Origin of the sequence: Methanocaldococcus villosus KIN24-T80 (genome assembly GCF_000371805.1) — an archaeon.
Taxonomy (GTDB): Archaea; AGJL01; Methanococci; order Methanococcales; family Methanocaldococcaceae; genus Methanocaldococcus; species Methanocaldococcus villosus.
Map to the genome: position 1 here is coordinate 483,702 of NZ_AQUK01000001.1, position 20,993 is coordinate 504,694.

The window sequence follows — 20,993 nt, forward strand, 5'->3', positions numbered from 1 at the left end:
ACCTATTTAATTTTAGCAATAGCTACTTCTTTATCACTTAATCCTAATAAATTATTAACTTTATCAGAAGGAACTTTCAACTCTAATAAATAAACTAGCTTATCATCAAATATTCCAGTTTTATCTTCTATCTCATTTAATCTATATCCATAATTCTTTAGCTTTTGTAAGACTTCATAATAATTAAGTTTTCCTATAACTGCCGAATGTAATATAAAGTTTATTCCCTTCAAACTATAAGTTACAGATTTTGTTTCTGATGCTGACTCTGTTTCACCATTATCATTTAAAGATACAGATTTTGATGAAGATTCTGAATAGGAAATGTCTGGAACAATAATATATCCTTTAGTAATAATACCTTCTGTAATCTTGGAGGAGTTCTTACCAGATAATTTATAAATTATAACTTTACTTCCTGGTTTTGGAATATCTCCACAATTTTTTGCTAATATTGGGAGAATTATATAAACCATTTTAACTTCATAAACCTTTAATTTTTTCAATGATTCAAGATCTAAGTTTTTTATAAAATCTACAAACTCTATATAAGAATACAATCTTTCATTACCATCACTTATAACCCTTAAATATTGGGCCTGAGAATACTCTGTTATGTATTTATTTACATAGAAATCTCTGATCTCATTATATAAATATGGATAATATTTGTTATATATATTGCTTATTTCATCAATTGTTTTTGCCTTATCTATCTCACCAACCATTTTTAGGGCATATTTACTTTGATAGTAGAAATCACCACATATATTTTTTATTTGGTTTTTTATATTCTCTTTATACTCTTTCAATTTAATATATTCAGCAGCTCTGTTTAAAACATCTTTAATCTCATTTGGAGATGTAGCTGAAAGAATCTCATTCCTATAAACTCCTAACATAGGATCGTCAGGATATTTTGAAAACATCTGATTTAAACTATTAATCGCACTAGTTTTTTGCTTTTCTAAGTTAATTCCTATTTCTACTGGCACAGTTTTTTCTTTTTGTGAAGCCATGTTAGAATAAACAATATAAACAGTAAAAACTCCAAAAATTACTATTATTATAATTAATAAATAATGAGTAATATTGGCAGATTTAATACTCTTTTTACTCCTCTCTTTAAGTTTCTTAATCTTATCAGGATCTACCATTTATTTCACCTTATGGATTTACGGTTATGTTATATCCTTCTATATTTGTATTATTTTCTATATATGATAAGATGAAATCTCTTATTCTATCATCAACAGCATCTCTTGGAGAAATATATATTGATATAACCTTATTCCCCTTATTCCATTTAATTCCTGAATAAATTAATGTTGTATTTGTACAAACTCCTTCATATCTAGAGTTTATAAGCATAACAGCAGTTTTAGCTGCATTATCTATTTTATCAATTTCCCAATCCTCTATAGTAAAATTTTTGGATAAAAAATTAGCTATAGTAATAAGTGATGTTAAAAGAATAACAAAGAATACAAATGTGAATTCTAAAGATATTTGTGCTTTCATAATACCCCTAAATAGATAAATAACACCACTAACAAATAAGATAAAGCTACAAATGGTATAAAAGGATAAGTTTTTATAACATTAAGTTCATCAGGTAGTTTTTTTTCATTATATAAACTTTTTATTCTTTCTATCTGTTCTTTACTTAATCCTTCACCATCAGTTATAATTATTTCTTTATTTTCTTTATTTAATAATAGTTTAGATCTTTTAAATATATTAAGGTTTTTAACTTCAACATGATCTCCATTAATAATAATAACATCCCTTAATATATCACCCTCTTTCAATTCATTTATATGTTTTTTAAAACAAATTTCAGCTCCTGTTATTGCATATATAAAAATTGATATAAATATAATTTCTAATAAATATATAAACATGTTTATTAAATTGTTAATAATATAAGCCCTATCAAACAAAAACATAATTAATAAGAAAATAAAAAATAAATAACCTATCTTTTTAGTATATTCTTTATATTTTGGAACTTTTCTTGAGATATATATAGAAGTTATAATATAAATCCAAATAATTATCCAACCAAATGAGATGTTAAATTTACCAATAATGTAGTATAAAATTTCGATGACCATAACTAAATAAAGGGAAGAAAACAAAATATCTTTCCAATATCTTAAAAATATCCTAAAAATAGGAAATATTGCTACCAAAATAATACTCAAAAATATGATAATTAACATATATTTTGGAAAATAAAATATAAATGAATTTGGGTAAGCAAATATTGGGGCTAAAGAAGAGAAAACCTTTACATCACCACCTCCCATCCCAATAGAAAGGATAATACATAAAATAAAAGTAGATATTAAAGCTATAATTGCATTAAAACCAAAATAATACACTCCAGTTATTACATTAATAAGAAACATTATAATAACATAACTATGAGGTATTATTTTCTCCCTAATATCAACTAAAGAAGCTAAAATAAGGATTATAAAATTTATAATATAAACTATAAATAAAATATCCAAAATCTCACCTTACTCTCTCCTTAACCTTTTCCTTTATTTCTAACATAAGTTTATGATCTTTTAAAATCTCAATCATCTCATCAATGTCTTTATCCTTAACTAATTTTAGAATTTCTTTTAATACTTCACATGCTACATCTTCCCTATGTATCCACCAGCAGTTTTCACAACTCCAAACTTTTGATCCATCTTTTCTCTCAATATACTTACCTAATTCTTGATCTTCACATGGATAAAATGGGCAAAAACACCATATACATGTCTGCCCATCAAAATGACATGGATAGTATGGGCAAGATTTATTTATAACTATATTAAATAACTTCCTAAAGAAATCTTCAGCCATTTTTATCATACAATATCACCAAACAGTTAATTATAAAAATTTAAATTTAAATTTTGGTAAAATTGTTATTAATAGTTAACTAGGTGAAAGTTTGAGAGTGGTTATATCAGTTATTGGGAAAGATCGGCCAGGGATTGTTGCAGGAATAGCTAATGTTTTAGCAAAACATAATGCTAACATATTAGACATTAGCCAAACTATTATGCAGGATCTTTTTACAATGATAATGTTAGTAGATATATCAAATATAGATGTTGATTTTTCAAAGCTAAAAGAAGAGTTAGAAAAAACAGGAAAAGAGTTGGGAGTAGAAGTTATTGTCCAACATGAGGATATATTCAAATACATGCACAGAATTTAGCATCTACAACAACATGCCAAACTCCAGGAGCATATTTTTTTATTTTAAATATTTTATAATCTACCAATTTATAATTGTAGATTTTAGCATAGTATTTTAGTCTTTCAATAGGTCTTTCATACATGACCTTTTCTGCAACAGTTTCATGATAGTGTATAACACCTTTATCTTTTAAAATTTCAAAAGCTTTTGGTAAAAATTTATGAGTCTTGTGTATATATCCCATTATTATTCTATCTGCTATATTCCTTAAATTCACATTTCTATTGTCTGATAAAATAGGAATTATATTTTTTAATTTATTTAATTTAATATTTTCACAGAGATAATGATATGCTATAGGGTTCTTTTCTATTGCATAAACTGTTTTAGGATTAGAGTATTTAGCTAAAGGAATAGAAAAATAACCTATTCCTGCAAACATATCTACAACAATTTCATTTTCATTAGATATTCTTGCCATTCTTTCTCTTTCTTTTATATTGCCCTGACTCCACATAATTTTTGATACATCTAACTTAAAAAGACATCCATGTTCTTTATGTATAGTCTCTGTCTCTTTACCATAGAGTATCTTTATATATGGCCTTCTAAATTCTCCTACTATTTGAGAAGTTTTTAAAGCTACTGTTTTACATTTTGTCTTTTTTACTATTTCCCTTATTTCTTCTTCTGAAAGAGGTTTTTTCACTAAAACTATATCTCCTATTTTTTGATATTTCATCTATTTCACTTAATTCTATTTTTAGAATATATTAATATAAATCCGAAAATTTTATATATTTCTCCCTATTATTTATATATCACTAATTTTTTGAGGGCTGGTAGCTCAGCCTGGGAGAGCGCCGCATTGGCTGTGCGGAGGCCCCGGGTTCAAATCCCGGCCAGTCCACCATTTTTATTGTTTATTATTTAATATTAAATTAAATTTATATATTTTAATTAGTTGATAATCATGCTAGAATGCTCAATATGTGTTCATACAGAAAAAACTAAAAAAATTTTATTTGAGGATAAACCCATATGTGTTGATTGTCTGACATACAAAAAATATCCAATAGATTTTAATAAGTTAAAAAAAGAAGTTGAAGAAACTTTAGAAAAAATAAAAAAAGAAAATAAAAAATATCAATGCATTTTAGCCTTTTCTGGAGGAAAAGATAGTGTTGTTGCATTAAAATTATTGAAAGAAGAATTTAAAATAAATCCAATATGTGTGTTAGTGGATAATAACTATTTATCAGAAGATGTTATAAAAAATGCAATTAATGTAACTAAATATTATAATACTGATTTGATAATAATAAATAGAGACTTTACTTGGCTTTTTAATGAAGTTCTAAATAGATGTGAAAGCCCATGTAGAAGATGTTCTAGGTTGATATTAAGAGAAGTTTGGAGGGTAGCAAAGTTGTTAGGTATAAAATATATAATAACTGGGCATGAATTACCTTTTGGACATTCAGCTATAAGAGATATGAAAGATGGTATAAAGATGATAAGATTATTAGCTCCATATAAAATTAGAGAAGAGGAGAAATATGAATTAATAAAAGATTTACCATGGAAAAAACCAAATTTATATGGATACACAACAAACTGTTTAATTTTAGGTGTAGCATTAGAAAGATTTTACCAAAAGTATGGTTTTAGTTTTGAGATAGATAGAATAGCTGCAATGGTTAGATTAGGACTATTAAACAAAGAAAAGGCTAAAGAATTTTTAAAAAAGCCAAATATTCCTGAAGAATTATATGAGGAGTTAAAAAGCAGGGGATTAAAGCTCATCAATAAATGAATATATGAGGTTCAAATTATTCTCTATAATCTTTTCAGCTTCATTTATAACATCATTTATAGAACTTATAATAATTGCAGGTTTTGATAATTCTAATAAAAATCTCTTTATGTTTCCATTATGGAATAATATTCCTTCATAATATTTTAAGTTAGGGATGGCATATAATACTCCATCTAATGAAGAAATTTCTTTAGAGGCATCTACAATTGTGTCTATAGTTAATGTCATAGTGCCGGATGTTTTTGATATCTTAGCCTTTCTAAATGTCTTTAAAATTCCTACTTTTTCAGAGTTTATACTATAAGCCCTTTTATAGGTATTATCAAGTTCATAAATATCAGGATCAAAAACTCCTCTAGGATCTTCAATAATAGCTATTTTTGGAGAGAATTTTTTTAAAAAATTTGGATCAATTCCTCCTAAGCCTGTTATATCAATTACTAAGTCAGGATTTATTTTATCCTTTATTAATTTTAATTTAAAATCATTTAATGTTAAAAACTCAATATTATCATTTGGTATAAGATCTTTTAAAAACTCATATATATCTACTAAATAAACTTTATCACAAAAATTTTTAATATTTTGGGCAACATAATTTCCCCAAAGATAAACTCCAAATACTACAGCTTCTTTAAACTCTTCTCCTTCTAAAAACATTTTCATAGCATTATATTTTTTCTTAGAAATGCTGTTAATAACATCAATAACTCTTGTTTTTGTTTCTAATGTTTTTATATTTTCAGTAATTCCTGTCATCATTTTATCCCCACTCTATTTAAAGCTTCTATAATCTCTTTTTCAATCCTTTTTTCTATTTTTTCTTTATGTATTGATGATGGAGGGGAAAGAGAAGCTGTTAATATCCTACCTTTATTATCTAATATAACCAACATAGCTCCTGAACCTGGAATTCCTAGTCTCCCTCTTGCTATGTATATATCTCCATTCTCTACATCAACAGCCATTAAAGCTTTAAATATAGCAGGCATTCTTGTAAGATCTGCAAAGCTTGTGTCTATATCAGTCATTTTTATTTCAGCATCCTTAACAAATTTTAACATAATATTTTTTATTATTTTAAATTTTTTTTGATTATTTGTAGCAACAATTATTCTTTTTGCAGAAAGTATTTTATTTTTTATAGCCTCTACTTCCTCTTCTTTATCTCCTTTTCTAACCTTTTTTATAGATTCTAAATAAGCATCCTTTATAACACCCTCTAAGATAATTTCACCGTTTTATAAGTTTATCAGTTTTGTTATTATATTTAAAGCTTCTTTTAAATTTATTGGGATATCTACATCATAACCCATCTCTCTCAATTTTAAAAACAGTTTTGTAATGTCAGGAACATCCAAATTCCACTCTTCTAAAGGTAGATTAAACATATCTTTTACCTTACCTTCAAATAAAATTCTTTTATTTATGATATAACATCTATCTGCCAAACTTGCCAAGCTTAGATCATGAGTAACTATAATTATTGTTTTTCCTTCCTTTTTAAGATCCAATATAATGTCAATAAGCTCATTTCTACTTTTAGGATCCAAACTTGCTGTAGGTTCATCCATCAATATTACTTCGGGATCTGAGGAAAGTATAGAAGATATGGCTACCTTCTTCTTTTCCCCACCACTTAAATTATAAGGGTGTCTATCCTTTAAATGATAGATTTTCAATTTTTTTAATGCCTTTTCAGCCATTTTAATAGCTTTTTCTTTATCATATATTTGTAGTGGAGTATACAACACCTCATCCCAAACTGTAGGGTTAAAAAGCATTAAGTCAGGATTTTGGAACACAAATCCAACTTTACTCCTAAATTCTCTAACAAACTCTTTAGAGTGTAATAAGGATTCAGTAATCTTTATGTTTTTAAAATATATCTCTCCCTTTTTTGGAAAAATTAAACCATCTATTATTTTTAATAATGTTGTTTTTCCTGCACCATTTGGCCCTAAAATAACTAAAATCTCATTTTTATAAATCTCCATGTTTATGTCTTCTAATACACAATTTTTTCCATAACTATATGAAACCTCTTTCAACTTAAAAATCTCCATATTAACACCTTTAATATTAAGATAAATGCTAAAACAAATATTAAAAAAATTATATCTTTAAATTTTATTTTATAATCATAAAAAGAAGTTACTTCTTTAAAACCTCTTGAAAGCATTGAATAATATAACTCTTCTCCAACTAAACAGGTATTTATGAATAGACATCCAATTATTTTCCCTCCTTCCTTCCAACTCTCTAATAAAGAAAGTTTTTTTGCTGTTCTTGATTTTCTTGAATATAATATATCCAATGCTAAATTTAACAATAGAAATATATATCTGTATGCTAAGTTAAATATTGTCACAATTTCTTCAGGAACTTTAAACATTCTTAATGTAGATAAAATCACATTCCACTTTGTTGTTAATGGTATAAGAACTGCAAAAGAAATACATGTTGATATCCTTATTATAAAAGTAATAAAATACATAACTCCTTCAAAAGTTATCGATATATGTGGAGAGTTTAAAATAATAAAGAGATCTTTTCCGGGAGTTACAATATTAAAAATAACAGGGAATGCTATTAATCCTGCAAATATTGGGATAAATATATAAACTCTTTTTATGTATGTTAAAATAGGTATTTTTGAAAGTTTTGCTAATAGGATGGCAAAGATATTTAGGATAACTAGAATATATAGATTTTTTGTAAAAAGTGTAAAAAAGATAAGAGTAAGTAAAGAAATAATTTTAATTCTTGGCTCAATATTTTGAAGAACTCCAGGAACTCGAGCATATTTTTCATGAAATATAGCCTCATTTATATATGTTATCATATGCTCAATACTTTTATCAAACAGCTTATTCATAACATCCCACATTTAAGTAGTTGTAGGTTTTGAATAAACTAATTTAACAATAATATAATAAAAGGCTAAACATAAAGCTACTCCCACTATTGCTGAGATAATATATCCAATTGAAGCATGTAAAGGATCATCCCATCCTGGAATATTATAGTCTGGTAAGATTGCATATTGCCAAACTCCTGAAAGTTTTAAAAGCCCAGCTACTTTAGAAGCTCCTACCTCCTTTGCTACTTCTGAAGGATCCCATTCTCCCCAAGCATCACCATAATTCCAAACTAGAAGTATTCCTAAAGGACATAAAATAATCATAGCTCCAATTAAATAGGCAAATTTCTTAACTAATGGGTCATCCCAATTCATAAAATTTCCACCTCTTTTTTAGCAAATAATTCAGGCCTAACTTTCTTAACATACCATACAATAACTCCTGTAACTATAGCAGCAACAGGTCCTGCAACTAGCATGTGTGCAAGTGCCATTGCAGGAATTGATACAGTGAATGGATATGGACAGTAACCAGGTTCTATAAATGGCTGGATTCCAAATTCAAATCCTGCTACTACTGAGGCTATTACTAACCCAAAATAAGCTCCAATTCCTGCAGCGACCGCCTCATCAATTTTAACTTTAGTAGCTAGGAATTTGTATATATAATATCCTACAAATGGTAAAACTACTCCCATATTGAAACAGTTAGCTCCTATACAAGTAACTCCACCATCTCCAAAGAATATAGCTTGGATAATTAAAACAATAGATATTGCAATTGTGGCTACCCATGGATTATCCATAAGTACAGCTATTAGTGTCCCCCCTACCATGTGGCATGTAGTTCCATCTGGAACTGGAAGGTTGAACATCATAACTAAAAATGAAAACGCTGTTAACACTCCTAAAAGTGGTAATTTTTTAGGATCTAACTTTCTTAACTCTTTAAGACCTTTGTACCAAAATGGTATCATTAATAGGTAGAAAAAAATACATGTTATAGGACCAAGATATCCATCTGGAATATGCATAGATTTCACCTAACAAATATTATTTCATACAAAAAGTATGAATAATAATATCTAGTATATAAAATTTACTAAATAAATATGAAAAATAAATTGAAAAATATTATAAAAAACTTTAAAAACTTTATTTATTAATTATCTTTATTTTTTCTTGTTTAACTAACTTTTCTCCCTTAATTTCATTTCCTATTTCATGTTCTGTTTCATTTTCTTCATGTTTATTTTCTATTTCAATTTCTATATGTTTTTTATTTTTCTCTATTTCTATATTCAAATTTAAATGTGTGTTTTCATACAATCTAACTTTTACCATTTCCATGTTTTTAACCTTTAGCATCAATTTATATGCATCATCATAATCTCCTTCTTTAATTTTTTCTTCAAGATCTTTTAACTCTTCCTCCAAATCTTCAGTATCTACACCAAGTTTCTTTAAAACTTTAATTTTTCTTTTTATTTCTTTAATCCTATTTTCCAATATTTTTTCTAAAGCATGTTTTGGAATAGCATTAATTCTTACTTTAATCCTATGCTTCTCTAATTTTTTTGTAATATTTGTTAAATTTACTGCAGGATCTTCAACAACTTCCACTTCTTCTGGATTTAAATTATCTATATTAACTGTTAAATTTATTCCATTTGTTAATATAACTATTGCATCTTTACTAATATTAATCAAAACCTCACTATTTCCATGAACTATAATTACTTTCTTTTTCTTTTTTAGTTTTTCTTTGAATTTTTCTATAACTTCTTTATTTGTCTCATATCTATCTTTTCCTCCTAATCTTTCAACTTTAATACTTAAATTTTTTAATTTTTCAACATATTCATCAGGAACTGCTATAGGTCCTCCAATTATTATAACTTGTTCAGGTTTCATTTTTAATATTTCATTAACAACACTTTCATTATAAATTCCCCAGGGAGTAACTACAACTTTTGTATCATTAAAGAGTGAGGCTATATTTAGAGCTGTTAAATAATCTGCTTGATTATCACTAACTAATATAACATTTGTAGCAGCCACTGTAGGAATAAGTAAGGATAATATTATTAAAACTAATTTTTTTACCATTTATATCACCTTAAAAATTTTATTAATATTATTGTATAACATTCTAAATTTATATAGGTTATATATTAAACATTTTTAAACTCTCAAAAAGTATATATATAGGTAAGGCTAATCATAAAACAAATTTTTAACTTCGGGTTAAGGTGGTTATAGATGCAAAAAAAGCAAGAGCAAAGAAGACCTAAAAGACCACAACAACAAAATTTTGAATATGTTAGAAGGTTAAATGGGAAAAAAGTAAAAATATTCTTAAGAAATGGGGAAGTTTTAGATGCTGAAATTACTGGAATTTCAAATTATGAGATAGTTGTTAAAGTTGGAGAAAGGAACTTATTGATTTATAAACATGCTGTTGATTATATAGAATTTTCTGAATAAAATTTTTAAATTTTTTTGTGGTTGATTATGATAATTAGAAATGAAATTTGTGACAAATTAGAGAATATTGTCAAAAATTTAAAATATGTAAAACACTGTATTGGTTGTGAAGGGTTAGATTTAAATATTAAAGACCCAAAACATCATCCATCTGTTGAACTAACTCAAAAGTGCAATCTAAATTGCTTTTTTTGTTATTCTAAATTAAAAAAAGTTAAAAGAGGTATTTATGGAAATTTAGAAGAAGCTAAAGCTTTAACAATCTCTCAATATGGTGAGCCATTATTTGACATAGAAGGTGTTAAAAGGGCAATATTGTTAGGGAAAAAATATAATTTAAGGGTGGATCTACAAACTAATGGAGTGTTTTTGAATGAGGAAATATTAGAAGAATTTAAAGAGTTAGGTTTAGATATAGTCATGATTAGTTTAAGCTGTTTTAGTAAAGAGAGTTATAGAAAAATAACTGGGAAAGATTATTTTGATAAAGTTAAAGAAAATATAAAGATAGCTTCTAAATATTTTCATACTATAATAAGATCTATATATCTCCCTAATTTTAATGAAAAAGAGTTAATAGAGATGGCAAAATATTTTGATGGAATCGTTGATGAAATAATGATTCATCATCCTATTGCATACAATAACAATCTACCAAAAGAATATAAAATAAAAGATCTTTTAATGTTAGTCGATAAAATTCATTTAGAAGTTAAAAAAACAAATGTATCTATAAAAGGCTGTTTATTATCACAATTAAAAGAAATGGATGGATTTATTTTAGCTAATATTAATTACAATGCTATTTCAGAAGTTCCTGAAATTAAAAGAGAGTATCATCCTCTTCCTTGGTGAATTTCATGAAAATTATAAAAACAGATTACATGGATATTATTTTTGCTGAAAATATGGAATATACTGGGAAAGAAATAGAAGAATTATGGGCATTTAAACTTTTTAACACACAAAAAGATAACATTGTAGCTTTTAAAGGTAGAATGGAAGTCAGAAGAGAGTTTATGAAAGATTTGAAAGATTTAAAAAGAGAAAATTTAGATATCCCTATAAAATCAGAACTTGCTATAAATTTTATTGTTGAACATTTTGATATTTCATTGAGAGAAATATATTTAAGACAGAGAATATTAATATTTATTGCCAAAGAGGTTATTGAAAGCTATGGAATTAAATTAAAAAGAGATGGGGATGATTTATATTATAAAGATAGAAAGCTTTCTGTTTCAATAGCTTCTAAAGGTAAGATTTCTGGTAAAATACATTTAGGAATAAATATATTATCTAAAGGAGCTGAGCATGTTAAAATTATAGGTCTTAATGATTTAAAAATAGATGCTGATGAAGTTATGGAAAAAATAGCTATAAATTATGCTAAAGAAATTGATAAAATAGAAAAAGACATGAGAAAAACTTTTCCATTGTGATTTTTATGAAAGTAAAGAAATTTTTAAATTATATGGAAGAAATTGGAGTAAAAAAAGCAGTTATTTTAAAAAAAGAGAATATAAATTATTTTTTAAATAACTATTTTCCCTTTGCTATAGCCCTTGTATTTGAAGACCATCCTTATTTGTATGTGGGAAAGTTAGATAAGGATTATGCATCATCATTGGATATAGAAGTTAGGGAGTTTAAAAATTGGAAAGAAATTTTTAATAATTGTGATGCTGTTGAGGAAGAATTACCTATAAAATTTCTGAAATATTTAAATGATTATAAGATAATTTCAGATAAAATAAGAGAAATGAGAGCTATAAAAGATAAAGATGAAATTAAAAAAATAGAAAAGGCTGTTAATATAGTTGATAGAGTTATGGATTATATTTATAACAATATTTGCTACTACAATAATGAAATGATTTTATGTGCTGAAATAGAGTATTTAATGAAGAAATATGGCAGTATAAAACCCGCCTTTGAATCAATTGTTATATCAGGGAAGAAAACTTCTTATCCTCATGCCCTTCCAGAAGATAAAAAAATAGAAGATATATTATTAATAGATATTGGGGCAGTTTATGAAGGATACTGTTCTGATATAACAAGAACATTTATTTTAAATAATAATGAGGAGATGAAAAAAATTTATAATTTAGTTAAATCAGCTAAAGAAATTGTTGAAGAGCATTTAAAAGAAGGTGTAAAAACAGGATATTTGGATGAGTTAGTTAGAAAACATTTTGGAGAGTATAATAATTATTTTATACATAGCCTTGGTCATGGAGTAGGTTTAGAGGTTCATGAGAATCCTAACTTTAGAGAAAATATAACTTTAAAAGAGAATATGGTTATAACTATAGAACCTGGAATATATATAAAAGATAAGTTTGGTGTTAGATTAGAAGACATGTATCTTATAAAGAAGAATAAAGCTAAAAAATTAAGTAATGCTAAAATGTGGGAAGATGAGATATGATTTTCATACACATACAGTTTTTAGTGATGGAGAGCTTATCCCTTCAGAGCTTGTAAGGAGAGCTATAAAGCTAAAACATAAAGCAATTGCTATAACAGATCATGCAGATTTTTCTAACTATAAAGAATTAATTGACAAGGCATTGATGGCAAAAGAAGAGTTAAAAAGATATTGGGAAATTGAAATTATTGCAGGAATAGAAATTACTCATGTTCCTCCAAAAGCTATTCCAAAATTAGCAAAGAAAGCTAAAGATTATGGGGCAGAGATTGTATTAGTTCATGGAGAAACAATTGTTGAACCAGTTGAAGAAAAAACAAACTACTATGCTTCTATATCAGAGATTGATATTCTTGCTCATCCAGGTTTTATAGATAAAGATACTGCTGAAAATTTAAAAGAAAATAATATATTTTTAGAAATAACTTCAAGAAAAGGACATTGTTTAACAAATGGTGTTGTTTTAAATATAGCAAGAGAATATAATATACCATTTTTAATAAACTCTGATACTCATGCTCCAAATGATTTAATTAGCCCAGATTTTGCTGAAAAAGTAGCATATGGATGTGGAATGACAAAAAAAGAAGTAGAAAAAGCTTTATTAGAATATCCAAAAGAGTTATTAAATAGATTAACCAATATACCTTAAATCTTCATCAGATGGTGGTTTCTGTAAAGCTTTTAATGTTTCTTCTTCAAACTTTTTAATTCTTTCAATAAATTGTTCCATACTTTTAGCTCTTTTCTCCAATTCTTCCATATTAATTTCTATATTTTCCAATTTTGAGAATTTTTCTAAAACTGCCTTAGCTGCATTAGGATCAATTAAATAACCAGGAGTTTCACCCATTAAACATATTCCTGGAATATTGTTTAAATCAGCAAATAGCAACATTAAACCTGCTGCACCTACTATACCTCCTCCATCATTTCTAAAAATTACACCATGTTCCTTTAATTTTTCAGCCAATTCTTTAGATGTTGTAGCTCCATAAACTTTAGCTTCTTTAACTAATTTTCCTATCCCAAAACCCCCAAAAGTATAAACAAAATTAGCTCCATGTTCAATACCTAATTTTACAATCTCTTCTGCTAAATGATACTGCCCAACAGGGGTTAAAGCCTGTGTATTACCTAAAACAACAATCATGTGCTTTGGTTCTTTTATAGCATAGAAGTCAGCTTTCATGTATTCAATTGTTCCATCATCTTTAACCAAAACTTGTGGAGGAAAATCATAGCAATACAACTCTAAGAATTTCTCTCCATTAAATTCATGGACTAAATGCTCTGCTGCTAACCTTCCAACATGTCCTATTCCAGGCAGACCTTCAATTAATAGAGCATTTTCCAATTTAATATCCTTAATCTTTCTCTTAATAAACTTGATCATATTTTCACCAATAATAATTTTATATATGGTAAAGGTATTTAAATAGTTTTTATTTTATCAATTCAACAATAACTTTTTTTAAAGTTTTACCATTTTCACAATTGATTTTCTCATTTAAAACATTCTTTATTCTAAACTTATCTCCCTCATAAATTCCTTCAGGATGACAAAATTTATAATTTTTACAATTAAAATTTCCACAGTTTATTGGCTCATAGTTTAAAACCACCCCTTCTAAAGCTTTTTTAGCATCAATATTTAATATAATATCTGCTAATTCAACTTCAACAACTTTAACTCCTCCCTCATGAATAGGACAAGAATATTCTGCAGATCTTACAGACACTATCTTATATTTTCTACCAACTTCCAAATTATTATGACACAGTTTTCTAAATTTACATGTTTTACACTCTTCAACTTCTCCAAGATATACAAATTCCTCTCCTATATTAGCTAATTTACTACCTATTAAGGTTATCTTTTTATCCATAATCCCACAGACACTAAGTTTATAATTTTAAATATTAATTTTATTCTTGGTGATGTATTATGATGTATGAGATCCTAAAAAAATATCCACTATGTGATAGGTGCTTTGGTAGGCTATTTGCAAAACTATTACATGCTACAAACATTGAAAGAGGTAGAGCTTTAAAAATATATAAACTTTTAGAAATAGAGAAGAAAATAAACAAAGGAGAAGCTGATGAAAATGATTATGAGCTTTTGAAGGCTATATTAAGAAGTGGATGCAATAAAACAAGATTAAACATGGAAATTAAAAAAGAATCTTGTCCTTGGTGTAGAGGTATATTTGAAAAAGATAAGATTGAAAGATTATTGAATAAGGCTATTAATCTATTAAAAGAGTATGATTTTAATACATTTTTAATAGGTACTCATTTACCAGAAGATATTAAAGAGCTTGAGGAGGAAATTAAAACAGAATATATGGAAAGTATCAAACAAGAGTTTGGTAGAGAGTTTGGAAAGCTTTTAGCAATAAGATTAAATAAGCAGCCTGATAAAGAAAATCCTGATATTGTTGTTCATATTAACCCATATACAGAAGAAATTTATCTACAAGTCAATCCTCTATTTATAAAAGGAAGGTATAGAAAGCTTGTAAGGGGGATATCTCAAACAATATGGTTATGTGGAAAATGTAAAGGAAAAGGTTGTGAAATATGCAACTATACTGGTAAAAAATATCCCAGTTCAGTGGAAGAAATAATAGCAAAACCAATAATGGAAGCCACAAAAGGAAAAGATGAAAAGTTTCATGGGGCAGGAAGAGAAGATGTAGATGTTAGGATGTTAGGAGATGGTAGACCATTTATTATTGAAATAAAAGAACCAAAAATAAGAAATATTGATTTAAAAAAGATAGAAGAGGAGATTAATAAAGATGGGAGAGTGGAAGTGTTAAACCTTAGTTTTGCAAAAAGAAAAGATGTAATAGCATATAAAAATACACCTCATAAAAAAACATATAGAGCACTGGTAGAGTGTTCTGAAAAAGTTTCTGAAGAAGATTTAAAAAAATTAGAAAGAGAGCTTGAGAATAGAATTATAAAACAAAGAACTCCAAAGAGAGTTTTACATAGAAGGGCTGATCTTGAAAGGATTCGTAAAGTATATAAAGTCAAAACCAATAAAGTAGATGATAATCATTTTGAAATGATTATATACTGTGATGGAGGGCTTTATATAAAAGAGCTCATTAGTGGGGATGATGGTAGAACAAAACCATCTGTTTCTTCTATTTTAAACAAACCTTGTATATGTAAAGAATTGGATGTTCTAAAAGTTCATGACAACGAAACAGGTGATATAAATGGTAGAAATGAGTGAAGGATTTAGGAGGAAGACTAGAAAAAAGTTATCAAAACATCCAAGAGAAAGAGGATTATACCCAATAACAAGAGCTTTAAAAGAATATAAAGAAGGAGAGTATGTGCATATAGTTATTGATCCCTCAGTCCATAAAGGCATGCCTCATCCAAGGTTTCATGGTAGGACAGGTGTTGTTGTAGGTAAGCAAGGAAGAGCTTTTGTAGTTAAAGTGAGGGATGGTGGAAAATATAAATATATAATAGCCTATCCACAACACCTTAGACCCGCTCAAGCTTAAAATGGGAGATTATGATAGGAAAGAAAATTTTAAGTGAGAGATATATAACCATTTCAGAAGCATTAGAAATTATGGAAGATAGAGCAAAAATTGGGGAGCTTTCATATGAGCAAGGATGTGCTTTAGATTATCTACAAAAATTTGCTAAATTAAAGAAAGAAGATGCTATAGAATTAGTAAAAGAGTTAAAAAATTTAGGATTGGATGAAAAAGATGCTGTAAAAATAGCTGATATATTACCTAAGGATATGGATGATTTAAGAGCTATATTCTATAAAAGAGAATTACCTGAAAATGCTGAAGAGATATTAGAAGTGGTTAGAAAGTACATATAAATTTTTTTATTACCATATATTGATAGATTTAAATAAAATAGGTGGAAACATGGTTCAAAATTATCCAAAAAAAGATAAGAAAAAATTTGAAAACTATGCTTGGATATTGGATTATTTACCATATGGTTATGGAAACATAAAAGAACCTATTGCTCAAGCTGTAGGTGAATATCAATTTGTGTTAATGGAACTAAAGCCAAAAACTGATTTAGAATTAGGAGAAAGAGTTTATATTGGTAAGGGAAAGAGAGATAAGATTGATCATGTTAGAAGGATGATTAAATATGATCATTTAACCCCTACAGCAAAGTCAGAATTGTTGTATGTAATAATGGATGCTGTAAGAGTGCAAGAAGAGAGATTTATAAAATTTTTTAATGAAGCTCCTCCAATAACTACTAAATTACATAGCTTAGAATTATTACCTGAAATTAGCAAGAAATACATGTGGAGAATTATAGAAGAGAGAGAAGCTAAGAAATTTGAAAGTTTTGAAGATTTTAAAAATAGAGTTAAGAAAGATCCTGTAAAGATCATAGCTAAAAGAATAGTTAAAGAGTTATCTGAAGAAAACAAATACTATTTATTTGTAAAGTGGAAAAAAGGGATAATATTAGATGAAGATACAATGACATTTTATCTTAAAGAATAACTCCAATCTATTTTTAATAATTCAGAAAGCTTATCTAAAACAGTTTTAATATATTCATCAACTTTCTCCTTATTATTTTCAAACTCTTTTACCCATTTTTCATTATTATATTCTTTAGCCAAAGCAATAATTAGATCTCTAACTCTCTCACTTTCTATTTTTATAGGGTATCCAATCTTTTTATTAAATTCTGTTATTTCTTTATAAAGATTTAAGCTGTCTTCTTCTATGTCATCTATATTTAACAATTCCTTACATATATCTTTTAACACTGGTTTTAACCATCTTCTATGAAACCTACAGACTCCTAAATTATCTAAAGCCATCTCTAATTTAATACTCTCATATATTAACTCTGCTAACTTCTCTGGCTCATGGAATTCAGGCATATAGTATGTGAGATACCTCCCTTGAATTGGCAATGGCATGAAAAATCCAGGAGTCCAATACAAATTAGGCCCAATTTCTCCCCAAGAGCCAAATGGAACATAGGCAGCATAGTCATTATATTTCATATCTTTAATCCTATCTTTAAACTTCTGATTAAATATTATTGATGCTTTTCTTTTTCCTAAGGCTATTATCTGATAAATTTCATTTTTATTTTCTGCTATATAATTAACAATTTTAATTGCTTGATCAGCATTATGCTTTGATATTTCTTTTATATCCCCTTCAAATAGCTTATTATAGTCAAATATTGGTTTTTCTACTTCTAACTCTTCTTCTTTTAATAAACCTACATCTAAAAGCTCAAACAGCCATGCTAAAACATTTCCTATTTCAATAGCATCAAACCCTAACTTATCCACTTCTTTAACAACCCTATCAGCTTCATATAAATCAAATATTCCCAAAAGTGTCCCATTAGCAGCATATGGTTCATAATCCATTTTATTATTATTTCTATACTTTTTACACAACACAGGACAAGGTTCTCCACAGTTAAACCATTGCTTAGTTTCTATAGCCTCTTTGTTAAAAATTTCTAAATAGTTTTTTAATATAACTTCTAATATTTTTTTTCTATCTTCTATGCTTATATAAGGCATCCTCCAATTATATATAGGAACTTTTTCCTTATACAATAACCAATTATTTCCAAAAGTTCCTCCTGTATTTGTCTCTTTATTATACCTATACTTAGATGTGTGCTCTAAAATAACTTTTGATAGTGGTTTTTTATAATAATCTTCAACTATTTTCTTAATTTTCTCTTTATCTTCTTCTTCAATTTCACCAAAGAAAACTATTCCAGCTATATTATGGGCTCTATATAAAACAGATCCTCCTCCTCCTCTAGCAGCCCAGTCTTCAGCACCTTTTATAGGCTTTTTATTTTTTAAACCTTGAGAAAATAAAGCACCCATATTAGTTCTTTTAGATGCTTCACCTACAACAACAGCTCTTAAATTTTTATCCTCATAGTTTTCAATTACATAATTTGTTATTTCATAAACAGTCCTAAAATTCTCCTTTAACTCTTCTAAATAAACTTTTCCATTATCTAAAACTAATAAAGATGGTTTTTCAGCTTTACCAATTATTGCTATATTATTAAAACCTGAACCTTTAAACTGATATCCTGCACCTCCCATGGAAGAAAAGTAAAATCCATCCCATAATGGAGATCTAAAAGAAAAAATTAACCTATGCCCTCCAGGTAATGGAATTATTCCGGAACCACAACAAAAGATATTTTTATCACTATAGACATCATACTTCCAAGTTTCATATTTTTTATGCCAATACAATCCCCATCTTACTGGAGTGATGTTCTTTTCTATAATTTCAACTTTCCCACTTTTAGCATTTATTAAGGCATTTTTCATTAACTATCCCCTTAAAAAGTATATTTATTCAATTCCAAGAGCTTTATTAGTTTTATCAATAGATTTAAACTTATCACTTTCTAATTCTAACATTGCTCTAATACAATCTATATTTTCTGGAATAACAATACTCTCTTGATGAACAGCCTGCATTAGGAATATTTCATTTTCTAAGACATTAACACTCTCTTCCCAAACAGCCAATTCTGGAAGGTCATATCTTAACCTTCCTATATCTCTTGCATATTCTATTATTTTAGCTGTTGATTCAAATCCTTCCTCTGCTTTAAATAGTTTTATCCTTGGAGTTTCTTTTATAGCTTCTAAAAGTTTTTCTCTACTAATGTTATTATTAACTTCCACCATCAATGTATGCATATGCATTAAAGTTGTTGGTACTATTACTGCTGAGGTTATTATCTTGCCTTCAAATTCAGGAATTACTGAAACTACATCAGGACCATGATGTGATGGAACTACAACTGGGTTTGGTTTTATAGCATTTACTGGACCATTTTTATCATCATTAGGGTCAACTGCTCTTCTAACTAAAACAATTCTTGCCTTATTTATTTCTACAACTGAGTTTATAGCATACAATATCCTACATAAACCTGTAGTGTTACATGAAACAACTCTAACATAATCTTTTCCAAAACATCTCTCATAACTCCATAAGGCATTAAAATTATCCTCAACATCATTAGCTTTCTCCCCACCTTGTAAAATAGCTTTTACCTTATGTGGTTTATAAATACTTTCCAGGTTTTGCTTTCCAATCTTTTTAGGGGCAGCATCAACAACAATATCAGCCTCTTCTATGACATCTAAAATTGTCCCTTCAACATCTATTCCTGCATCTTCAAAAGCTTTTAATCTCTCTTTATCAGGTATTGCACAGTATAACTTATAACCTTTCTCTACAGCTAATCTTGCTTCAAAATCAGGTTTTGTTTTAGTAACTCCTAAAACTTCCATGTCTTTTTGCTTAGAGACCGCATCTGCTACTCTTTTACCTATAGAACCATAACCATTTATTAAAACCTTTACCATATTTTTACCCCCAATTAATATTATATAATAATTATTTATTCTTTGTAATTTATACCTTTTTTGCTACAAAGCCAATATACTTTGCAAACACTTTTATTGGTGTTTTGTAAAAAATTACATCAAATGGTAAATCATAAATTCCAAAACTATACTTTATTTCAAAATTATTTTCTTTTAAGATTTTTTCTAACTCATTTAATGTGTAAAATCTTGTTTTAACCTTAATTTTTTTACCATTTATTATTTTAACAATCTCTCCCCTCCTTTTCTTCATAGCTTTTTTAATTTTTCTAATGTTACATATATTTTTAAAAATCCATTGAATATCATATAGATTAGCTACTGTAAAGATAAAAAGCCCTCCTTTTTTTAGAACTCTTCTAACTTCTTTAACAGTTCTATAAATATTACTATGATTTAAAGCTCCAAAAAAAGATATAACAGCATCAAATGTATTATTTTTAAATGGTAGAAATTCAGCATTAGCTACAACAATAAATTTTTTTGTTTTATTATAAGCTATTTTAGCCATTTCTATAGAAATATCTAATCCTACAGCATTACTTATTATTTTTAACTGCTCTCCAGTTCCACAACCAATATCTAATACAAAATCTTCTTTATCAATTTCACTTTCAATAATCTTTTTTTCCACCACTCTCATATACTTATTTTTATAAATGCTATCATAATGTTTAGCTAAAATATTATAATAATCCTCAATCGCCATCTTATCATCAGAAAAATTTTTATAGCATAAATAACAAAATATACCTA

General features: G+C 27.3%; 28 protein-coding genes and 1 tRNA gene. 12 read left to right on the forward strand and 17 right to left on the reverse strand.

The genetic code is table 11. The features are described from left to right. Positions 1 to 2 precede the first annotated feature (2 nt). From METVI_RS0102840 to METVI_RS0102855, 4 genes are read right to left on the reverse strand one after another with little or no spacing between them, the layout of a single operon-like run. Positions 3 to 1,157 carry a DUF515 domain-containing protein gene (locus METVI_RS0102840; RefSeq protein ID WP_004593045.1) on the reverse strand — a complete coding sequence of 385 codons (1,155 nt, stop codon included), beginning with the start codon at positions 1,155 to 1,157 and terminating at the stop codon, positions 3 to 5. 10 nt (positions 1,158 to 1,167) lie between these two features. Then, entirely contained in the window at positions 1,168 to 1,521 is a 354-nt protein-coding gene (locus METVI_RS0102845; protein WP_004593043.1) for a class III signal peptide-containing protein, read from the reverse strand. Next, positions 1,518 to 2,519 (reverse strand): A24 family peptidase C-terminal domain-containing protein, encoded by a 1,002-nt coding sequence (locus METVI_RS0102850; RefSeq protein ID WP_004593041.1) that lies wholly within the window; start codon positions 2,517 to 2,519, stop codon positions 1,518 to 1,520. The genes METVI_RS0102845 and METVI_RS0102850 overlap by 4 nt, the downstream gene beginning before the upstream one ends. A gap of 4 nt (positions 2,520 to 2,523) precedes the next feature. Beyond that, on the reverse strand, positions 2,524 to 2,874 hold the full coding sequence (locus METVI_RS0102855; RefSeq protein ID WP_004593039.1) for a cysteine-rich small domain-containing protein: 351 nt from the start codon (positions 2,872 to 2,874) through the stop codon (positions 2,524 to 2,526). Between the two features lie 82 nt (positions 2,875 to 2,956). Between METVI_RS0102855 and METVI_RS0102860 the strand changes: the two genes are divergently transcribed. Next, positions 2,957 to 3,226: an ACT domain-containing protein gene (locus METVI_RS0102860; RefSeq protein WP_004593037.1), complete on the forward strand. Its 270-nt coding sequence runs from the start codon at positions 2,957 to 2,959 to the stop codon at positions 3,224 to 3,226. Here METVI_RS0102860 and taw2 read toward each other — a convergent pair. Further along, positions 3,204 to 3,950 carry a tRNA(Phe) (4-demethylwyosine(37)-C(7)) aminocarboxypropyltransferase Taw2 gene (gene taw2 / locus METVI_RS0102865; protein ID WP_004593036.1) on the reverse strand — a complete coding sequence of 249 codons (747 nt, stop codon included), beginning with the start codon at positions 3,948 to 3,950 and terminating at the stop codon, positions 3,204 to 3,206. The genes METVI_RS0102860 and taw2 overlap by 23 nt on opposite strands. 94 nt (positions 3,951 to 4,044) lie before the next feature. Between taw2 and METVI_RS0102870 the strand changes: the two genes are divergently transcribed. Then, positions 4,045 to 4,121 (forward strand) — tRNA-Ala (locus tag METVI_RS0102870). Between the two features lie 60 nt (positions 4,122 to 4,181). Beyond that, positions 4,182 to 5,024 (forward strand): phosphoadenosine phosphosulfate reductase domain-containing protein, encoded by an 843-nt coding sequence (locus METVI_RS0102875; protein WP_004593033.1) that lies wholly within the window; start codon positions 4,182 to 4,184, stop codon positions 5,022 to 5,024. On the opposite strand, the gene METVI_RS0102880 is transcribed toward METVI_RS0102875, so the two are convergent. From METVI_RS0102880 to METVI_RS0102910, 7 genes are all read right to left on the reverse strand, one after another. Further along, a complete protein-coding gene (locus tag METVI_RS0102880) occupies positions 5,004 to 5,789 on the reverse strand; it encodes an SAM-dependent methyltransferase HcgC family protein (protein WP_017981011.1) in 786 nt (261 codons plus the stop codon). The two genes, METVI_RS0102875 and METVI_RS0102880, sit on opposite strands and share 21 nt — an antisense overlap. Next, positions 5,786 to 6,259: a FeGP cofactor biosynthesis guanylyltransferase HcgB family protein gene (locus METVI_RS0102885; protein WP_026152871.1), complete on the reverse strand. Its 474-nt coding sequence runs from the start codon at positions 6,257 to 6,259 to the stop codon at positions 5,786 to 5,788. Before METVI_RS0102885 ends, METVI_RS0102880 begins: the two co-directional genes overlap by 4 nt. Positions 6,260 to 6,268: 9 nt before the next feature. Beyond that, positions 6,269 to 7,093 carry an energy-coupling factor ABC transporter ATP-binding protein gene (locus METVI_RS0102890; protein WP_004594705.1) on the reverse strand — a complete coding sequence of 275 codons (825 nt, stop codon included), beginning with the start codon at positions 7,091 to 7,093 and terminating at the stop codon, positions 6,269 to 6,271. Continuing rightward, positions 7,075 to 7,905, reverse strand: a complete 831-nt coding sequence (cbiQ, locus tag METVI_RS0102895; protein ID WP_004594703.1) for a cobalt ECF transporter T component CbiQ — start codon at positions 7,903 to 7,905, stop codon at positions 7,075 to 7,077. Before cbiQ ends, METVI_RS0102890 begins: the two co-directional genes overlap by 19 nt. Before the next feature lie 12 nt (positions 7,906 to 7,917). Beyond that, positions 7,918 to 8,265: a PDGLE domain-containing protein gene (locus METVI_RS0102900; protein ID WP_004594701.1), complete on the reverse strand. Its 348-nt coding sequence runs from the start codon at positions 8,263 to 8,265 to the stop codon at positions 7,918 to 7,920. Beyond that, on the reverse strand, positions 8,262 to 8,924 hold the full coding sequence (gene cbiM, locus METVI_RS0102905; RefSeq protein ID WP_004594699.1) for a cobalt transporter CbiM: 663 nt from the start codon (positions 8,922 to 8,924) through the stop codon (positions 8,262 to 8,264). The genes METVI_RS0102900 and cbiM overlap by 4 nt, the downstream gene beginning before the upstream one ends. A gap of 121 nt (positions 8,925 to 9,045) precedes the next feature. Continuing rightward, positions 9,046 to 9,999, reverse strand: coding sequence for a hypothetical protein (locus METVI_RS0102910; RefSeq protein WP_017981013.1), 954 nt, complete (start codon positions 9,997 to 9,999; stop codon positions 9,046 to 9,048). 153 nt (positions 10,000 to 10,152) lie between these two features. On the opposite strand from METVI_RS0102910, the gene METVI_RS0102915 reads away from it, so the two are divergent. The 5 genes from METVI_RS0102915 to METVI_RS0102935 are packed head-to-tail and all read left to right on the forward strand — an operon-like array spanning position 10,153 to position 13,463. Next, positions 10,153 to 10,377, forward strand: a complete 225-nt coding sequence (locus METVI_RS0102915; protein ID WP_004589863.1) for an RNA chaperone Hfq — start codon at positions 10,153 to 10,155, stop codon at positions 10,375 to 10,377. 27 nt (positions 10,378 to 10,404) lie between these two features. Then, complete coding sequence (locus METVI_RS0102920) at positions 10,405 to 11,232, forward strand: radical SAM protein (protein WP_004589862.1); 828 nt, start codon at positions 10,405 to 10,407, stop codon at positions 11,230 to 11,232. 5 nt (positions 11,233 to 11,237) lie between these two features. Next, positions 11,238 to 11,819, forward strand: coding sequence for a DUF366 family protein (locus tag METVI_RS0102925; protein ID WP_004589861.1), 582 nt, complete (start codon positions 11,238 to 11,240; stop codon positions 11,817 to 11,819). Between the two features lie 5 nt (positions 11,820 to 11,824). Continuing rightward, a complete protein-coding gene (locus tag METVI_RS0102930; protein ID WP_017981014.1) occupies positions 11,825 to 12,811 on the forward strand; it encodes a M24 family metallopeptidase in 987 nt (328 codons plus the stop codon). After that, positions 12,801 to 13,463 carry a histidinol phosphate phosphatase domain-containing protein gene (locus METVI_RS0102935; RefSeq protein ID WP_004589860.1) on the forward strand — a complete coding sequence of 221 codons (663 nt, stop codon included), beginning with the start codon at positions 12,801 to 12,803 and terminating at the stop codon, positions 13,461 to 13,463. Before METVI_RS0102930 ends, METVI_RS0102935 begins: the two co-directional genes overlap by 11 nt. Here the strand turns inward: METVI_RS0102935 and METVI_RS0102940 are convergent. After that, complete coding sequence (locus METVI_RS0102940) at positions 13,446 to 14,207, reverse strand: proteasome assembly chaperone family protein (RefSeq protein ID WP_004589859.1); 762 nt, start codon at positions 14,205 to 14,207, stop codon at positions 13,446 to 13,448. The two genes, METVI_RS0102935 and METVI_RS0102940, sit on opposite strands and share 18 nt — an antisense overlap. A 49-nt stretch (positions 14,208 to 14,256) precedes the next feature. Beyond that, positions 14,257 to 14,700, reverse strand: a complete 444-nt coding sequence (locus tag METVI_RS0102945) for a UPF0179 family protein (RefSeq protein WP_004589858.1) — start codon at positions 14,698 to 14,700, stop codon at positions 14,257 to 14,259. A 59-nt stretch (positions 14,701 to 14,759) separates the two neighbouring features. On the opposite strand from METVI_RS0102945, the gene METVI_RS0102950 reads away from it, so the two are divergent. The 4 genes from METVI_RS0102950 to METVI_RS0102965 are packed head-to-tail and all read left to right on the forward strand — an operon-like array spanning position 14,760 to position 17,331. Further along, positions 14,760 to 16,064 (forward strand): tRNA pseudouridine(54/55) synthase Pus10, encoded by a 1,305-nt coding sequence (locus METVI_RS0102950; protein ID WP_004589857.1) that lies wholly within the window; start codon positions 14,760 to 14,762, stop codon positions 16,062 to 16,064. Then, the gene (locus tag METVI_RS0102955) at positions 16,048 to 16,344 is read left to right on the forward strand and encodes a 50S ribosomal protein L21e (RefSeq protein WP_004589856.1); all 297 of its coding nucleotides are present in this window, start codon (positions 16,048 to 16,050) and stop codon (positions 16,342 to 16,344) included. The genes METVI_RS0102950 and METVI_RS0102955 overlap by 17 nt, the downstream gene beginning before the upstream one ends. 11 nt (positions 16,345 to 16,355) lie before the next feature. Further along, the gene (locus METVI_RS0102960) at positions 16,356 to 16,679 is read left to right on the forward strand and encodes an RNA polymerase Rpb4 family protein (protein ID WP_004589855.1); all 324 of its coding nucleotides are present in this window, start codon (positions 16,356 to 16,358) and stop codon (positions 16,677 to 16,679) included. A gap of 49 nt (positions 16,680 to 16,728) precedes the next feature. Next, positions 16,729 to 17,331: a DUF655 domain-containing protein gene (locus METVI_RS0102965; protein ID WP_004589854.1), complete on the forward strand. Its 603-nt coding sequence runs from the start codon at positions 16,729 to 16,731 to the stop codon at positions 17,329 to 17,331. Here METVI_RS0102965 and METVI_RS0102970 read toward each other — a convergent pair. From METVI_RS0102970 to METVI_RS0102980, 3 genes are read right to left on the reverse strand one after another with little or no spacing between them, the layout of a single operon-like run. After that, positions 17,316 to 19,163: an aldehyde ferredoxin oxidoreductase N-terminal domain-containing protein gene (locus METVI_RS0102970; RefSeq protein WP_004589853.1), complete on the reverse strand. Its 1,848-nt coding sequence runs from the start codon at positions 19,161 to 19,163 to the stop codon at positions 17,316 to 17,318. The two genes, METVI_RS0102965 and METVI_RS0102970, sit on opposite strands and share 16 nt — an antisense overlap. 24 nt (positions 19,164 to 19,187) lie before the next feature. After that, complete coding sequence (locus METVI_RS0102975) at positions 19,188 to 20,216, reverse strand: type II glyceraldehyde-3-phosphate dehydrogenase (RefSeq protein WP_004589852.1); 1,029 nt, start codon at positions 20,214 to 20,216, stop codon at positions 19,188 to 19,190. 49 nt (positions 20,217 to 20,265) lie between these two features. Then, entirely contained in the window at positions 20,266 to 20,946 is a 681-nt protein-coding gene (locus tag METVI_RS0102980; RefSeq protein WP_004589851.1) for a class I SAM-dependent methyltransferase, read from the reverse strand. Positions 20,947 to 20,993: the final 47 nt, after the last annotated feature.